The sequence below is a fragment of the Vibrio sp. 5S239 genome, assembly GCF_041439575.1.
Classification (GTDB): domain Bacteria; phylum Pseudomonadota; class Gammaproteobacteria; order Enterobacterales; family Vibrionaceae; genus Vibrio; species Vibrio kanaloae.
In genome coordinates, this window is sequence record NZ_JBGOOM010000043.1 from 1 (window position 1) to 4,207 (window position 4,207).

Annotated in this window: 6 protein-coding genes; all 6 read right to left on the reverse strand. The window is 40.8% G+C overall.

The window, feature by feature from the left end:
* Positions 1-83: 83 nt before the first annotated feature.
* The 6 genes from ACED48_RS20155 to ACED48_RS20180 all read right to left on the reverse strand — a co-directional run bounded on the left by ACED48_RS20155 (position 84) and on the right by ACED48_RS20180 (position 4,131).
* On the reverse strand, positions 84-437 hold the full coding sequence (locus ACED48_RS20155; RefSeq protein WP_338391007.1) for a hypothetical protein: 354 nt from the start codon (positions 435-437) through the stop codon (positions 84-86).
* Between the two features lie 86 nt (positions 438-523).
* Entirely contained in the window at positions 524-1,102 is a 579-nt protein-coding gene (locus tag ACED48_RS20160) for a DJ-1/PfpI family protein (protein ID WP_017058485.1), read from the reverse strand.
* 683 nt (positions 1,103-1,785) lie between these two features.
* Positions 1,786-2,205 carry a hypothetical protein gene (locus tag ACED48_RS20165; RefSeq protein ID WP_017058486.1) on the reverse strand — a complete coding sequence of 140 codons (420 nt, stop codon included), beginning with the start codon at positions 2,203-2,205 and terminating at the stop codon, positions 1,786-1,788.
* Between the two features lie 188 nt (positions 2,206-2,393).
* The gene (locus ACED48_RS20170) at positions 2,394-2,810 is read right to left on the reverse strand and encodes a hypothetical protein (RefSeq protein ID WP_017058487.1); all 417 of its coding nucleotides are present in this window, start codon (positions 2,808-2,810) and stop codon (positions 2,394-2,396) included.
* Between the two features lie 103 nt (positions 2,811-2,913).
* Complete coding sequence (locus ACED48_RS20175) at positions 2,914-3,438, reverse strand: hypothetical protein (protein ID WP_017058490.1); 525 nt, start codon at positions 3,436-3,438, stop codon at positions 2,914-2,916.
* A 240-nt stretch (positions 3,439-3,678) separates the two neighbouring features.
* Positions 3,679-4,131, reverse strand: coding sequence for a hypothetical protein (locus ACED48_RS20180; protein WP_017058491.1), 453 nt, complete (start codon positions 4,129-4,131; stop codon positions 3,679-3,681).
* Positions 4,132-4,207: the final 76 nt, after the last annotated feature.

The window sequence follows — 4,207 nt, forward strand, 5'->3', positions numbered from 1 at the left end:
TGTGGGATAAAGGTAGCGCCAAAAATTAACTATTGACGCCATAGTCTCTTGTTAGTTGCCATTCTAAACTTCTGATTTCTAGTTCATTTCCACTTTGCCAACACCGTTTTTGATGCGCTTTGAAAACTCAAATCAGGCGCAGTTTCAAAAAGCCTGTCACTGAAACCACTTGGAACTAGCAACGTCGCAGAAAGCTGGCTGAAAGCACCCAAAAAACCTTTTGGAAAGGCAATGTCACAAGGCTGACTTTCAATAAGTGAATTAGCGTCTGAAACGGCAAAACAAAACCACAAGATTAAAATCGAACACAATTTCAGCAAACGATACCCAGAAACAAAACTGAACAAAATTGCACAATTCAGTCGCCTTAAATTTTCTGCTTTAGCTACGTTTTTACCGCTGGCAACTAACGCCCAATTAAGGTGTGAGGCACGCAATACCAATGCTTCCGCATACCACCTTAACCACTAAACCAACGCATAGTAAAAATGCCACGCGTGCCGAATCACTCTTAAATTGTTTGTTATGTGCATTCTTGCCAGTTGTACTCCATTTGCCTCGCCACTGTCTCGGCAAACTGCTGACCGTAGTGTTTTGACACTATATGTAAGCTCATGTCGATACCCGCAGATATACCACCAGAAGTTGTGAATTTTTCAGAAGTTACCCAGCGTTGGTTATTAACAACATTTAAGTCTGGAAACTGAGTAACTAAATCAGGAATATCTTCCCAATGGGTAGTCACTGTTAAGTTTTGGATTAAACCTGCTTGAGCTAAAAGAAACACACCAGTACAAACTGATGCAACTTCGGAAGCTAGAGGGACTACCGAAGCTAACCAAGTCATGATATTTGGCTTACACATTTCATCCGTGTGTACCCCACCCACAACAACCAGTAAATCTATTGGAGGATGATCCTGTAACGAATAATCAGGTAAAACTTTGAAACCACCACGAGCTACAACTGGCTTAGAACTTTCTGAAACTAGAAATATGTTCAGACTCTCAGCACCAAGCCGTTTAGCTGTACTAAAAACTTCAAATGGACCCGAAAAATCAAGAACTTCTGCTTGATCGTAAATGTAGATACCTATGTTCATTGCGCCTCCATGCACATAACGCTAAGCTAAGTGGCTAACAAACCTGCCACCTGACTCAATTTGAACACCTTAAACACACAACTTAACCAAACCAAAAATGCCGAGCGTTTGTTAGTCCGTCTTAAGCGCTTTGTTAGTTTGCCACCGCGATAAAACCAAAGGTTTAGCGCCAAGGTGCTGAATTAGCAATGAAACTACTGACTTTGAATGCAAAAGTAAAATGAGCAGCTTAGAATTTAAACCCAACCAACAAAACGCACTTGGCTAAGAAGCGACATACGACAAACAACCACGGTTTGAAGCGCTTTAACTAACAAAGGATTCGTTCGATGAGCCTGATAACCAAGTGCGACTAAAACCAATATTCACGAATTAGCCACCAAGAAAAAGAAGCCGCGCCAAAGAACCATTACAAAAAAGTTAGAGCCTGTAAGTGACTACCCTACCGCGAACGCTTCCAACATAGTGCCACCGGAAAGTTCCTGTGATTTGCAAACCAACAGGTGAATAGCTAGAACGTAGAACAACGCTCTTAGACCACCAACGCTTTTCTGCCCTTTGCAAACTAACGCCCGCTTAAGTGGTGAGCAACACGACCACTGCACCTGATTATTACACCGTAAACACAACAACTAAAATAAACGAAAAATGCCAAGCGTTGCGAATCCGTCTTAAAGCGTTTGTTATGTGCATGAACTCGGCTGATGAGACATCATTTCGATCAAGGAGTCTAACTTGTCACAGTCCACGCCCGAAAGGTGCTCGTTACAATAACTTCGAATAATTGGTAATAATGCTGTATTGGTTGTAGGTAAATCTCTATTCAATTCAACATGAGCAATTACCGCAGTGGTGAATACACTATCCAGTGTTTCTTGTGACTGTTCGAACGTATCACTTGCAAGCATCATGTTCATAACTAAAGTACTAACCACTTCTTGTTTACCACTTCCGTCCATTGCACACAAAACCAATTTTATCGATGTATCTGAAGCATCGATCAACGCTTTTGATGGATTACGCTCAGAATTTAATTCGACTTTCGATTTTTCTGAAAACTTAGCTTTCAAAGGGTCGGATTTGGGAACCATGAAGCTATACATACTCGAAGCACCTATAGCAAAGCTAATACAACCAATAAATATAAACCTAAACAAATGTACCTCCTATGCACATAACGCTAAGCTAAGTAGTGAGCAACGCAATACGAAGTCACTGCATAACACCTTAAACACATAAATCAACGCATACTAAAAATGCCACGTGTTGCGAATCTGCCTTAAGCGCTTTGTTAGGCATTTTTTCCAATTAGGTACTCTGCAAACCTTTCTTTATAGCGGTACATGGGACAGCCTTGAACAGAAAGCTCTTCGACAAGACCTAAATCTTTCAAGTAATCTACCGAAGAAAATATATCAATGTGTTTATCAGTGTGGTATTCAAAGCAACGCTCACCGACGTTTAGAGTCGTTTTACTAGATTTAATTGCAAACTTTCTAATAGACGAATTTTTGGGATTGGAAAAGTCTTCTTTCATCTCAGCAATTAAGTTGGGGTACTTACTTTCAAGGGTTAACCACATTTCACGTTCAGATTTATTTTGCTCTTGCCTATGGCGAATATCAGTATATTTATTTCCAAAATAAGTACCTGAAGCACCTGTTAAAGTCCCCACCAAAAATCCAACAGCTAAAGATAGATAATCCATATTTCTCCAAATGCCTAACGCCGCATTAAGGTGTGAGCGGCGCTTGGCTATACTTGAGCGAAGCGAAACTGCCAAGCGTTGCGAATCACTCTTAAATGCTTTGTTATAAAACAACTGGTCCCTTCATCTGAAAGATGTCTGCATATGTATCAAATGATGTATATACATCTTGAGTCAAGTTCGTTTGACCAGTGAGAATAGAACCAAAAACGGCAACTAACCCGTTAACACCATTTGATGCCTTCAAAACCTGTTCTATCATGGCAACTGGATACCCTTTGCTATGTCTATCAACAGCATGTAAGCCTCCATGAACGTATGAGCTTAGCGGTTTCCAAGAATACTCTTTAAACTCGAGAATAGGATCTACTGCATTTTTGGGGGCCTTCTTCTCCAACTGGCTAATCATTTCGCTCAACATCGGCAAATTGTTGGCTCTTCTTTGATTTTCTTCATTTAGCTCTGCAGTTAATTTGCTTACTGCTATATCACTTGCAGCATACAGTACCCACATTCCCCGAACTAGACTCTCGAACTGAAGCCTCAATAGTCCAAGAGCAGAAGTGAAGTGTCTGGTCGCTAGCAGAATCTTTAAACTTTCAGCGTGCTCCAGTGATACGCTGCACATTACTCTGCTTACTCGAATCCTATCAGAACCATCATACAGCGGTTGCCTTAGTATGTAGTCAACATAGTTCTCGTATTCAGCTGACCTTGAGAGTAATTTATCGATGGTCTACTCCTTGTTTTATAACGCCCGCTTAAGGGGCAGACAACGCCACGACTAACTTTCCGCATAACATCGTAATCACGAAAACCAACGCACAGTAAAAACGCCACGCGTTGGCTGTCCCTCTTGAAGCGTTTGTTATATTTTAAGTTCCTCAGGCGACAGATACTGACTACAGACAATATCAGGAACTAATTTCAAAGCACCAGAGTCATCGTCACCGATGATCTTCGATAAACTGTTTCCCGCTTGCCGAAATAAAATTGAATCATCTAACGTGGGGAAATAAGCCGATTCCACATCTGGCTCGTTGGGATGTTTTTCATAAATTTTTTGGAAACACATATGTAGGCCAATCAGCTTGGCGAATAGAACCTCTGCCTCAGTTTTACTTAATGATATTTCACCTCTATGAGCTTGCAACATCATTGCCCACATATCTCCAGCTTTGTAACCAACTATCTTTAGGGCACTAAGTGAAATCTCTTGTTCCAAAAACTGCTCAAAATCTCTTTTTGTAGTCTCGGCAAATGTACTAAAGCACATGCAACCTAGCAGAATGGGAATAATGTATTTACTCACACTTTTCATTTAGAGCTAAGTCCTTCAATAAAATATAACGCTAAGCTAAGTAGTGAGCAACGTAATACGAAGCCACCGCATAACA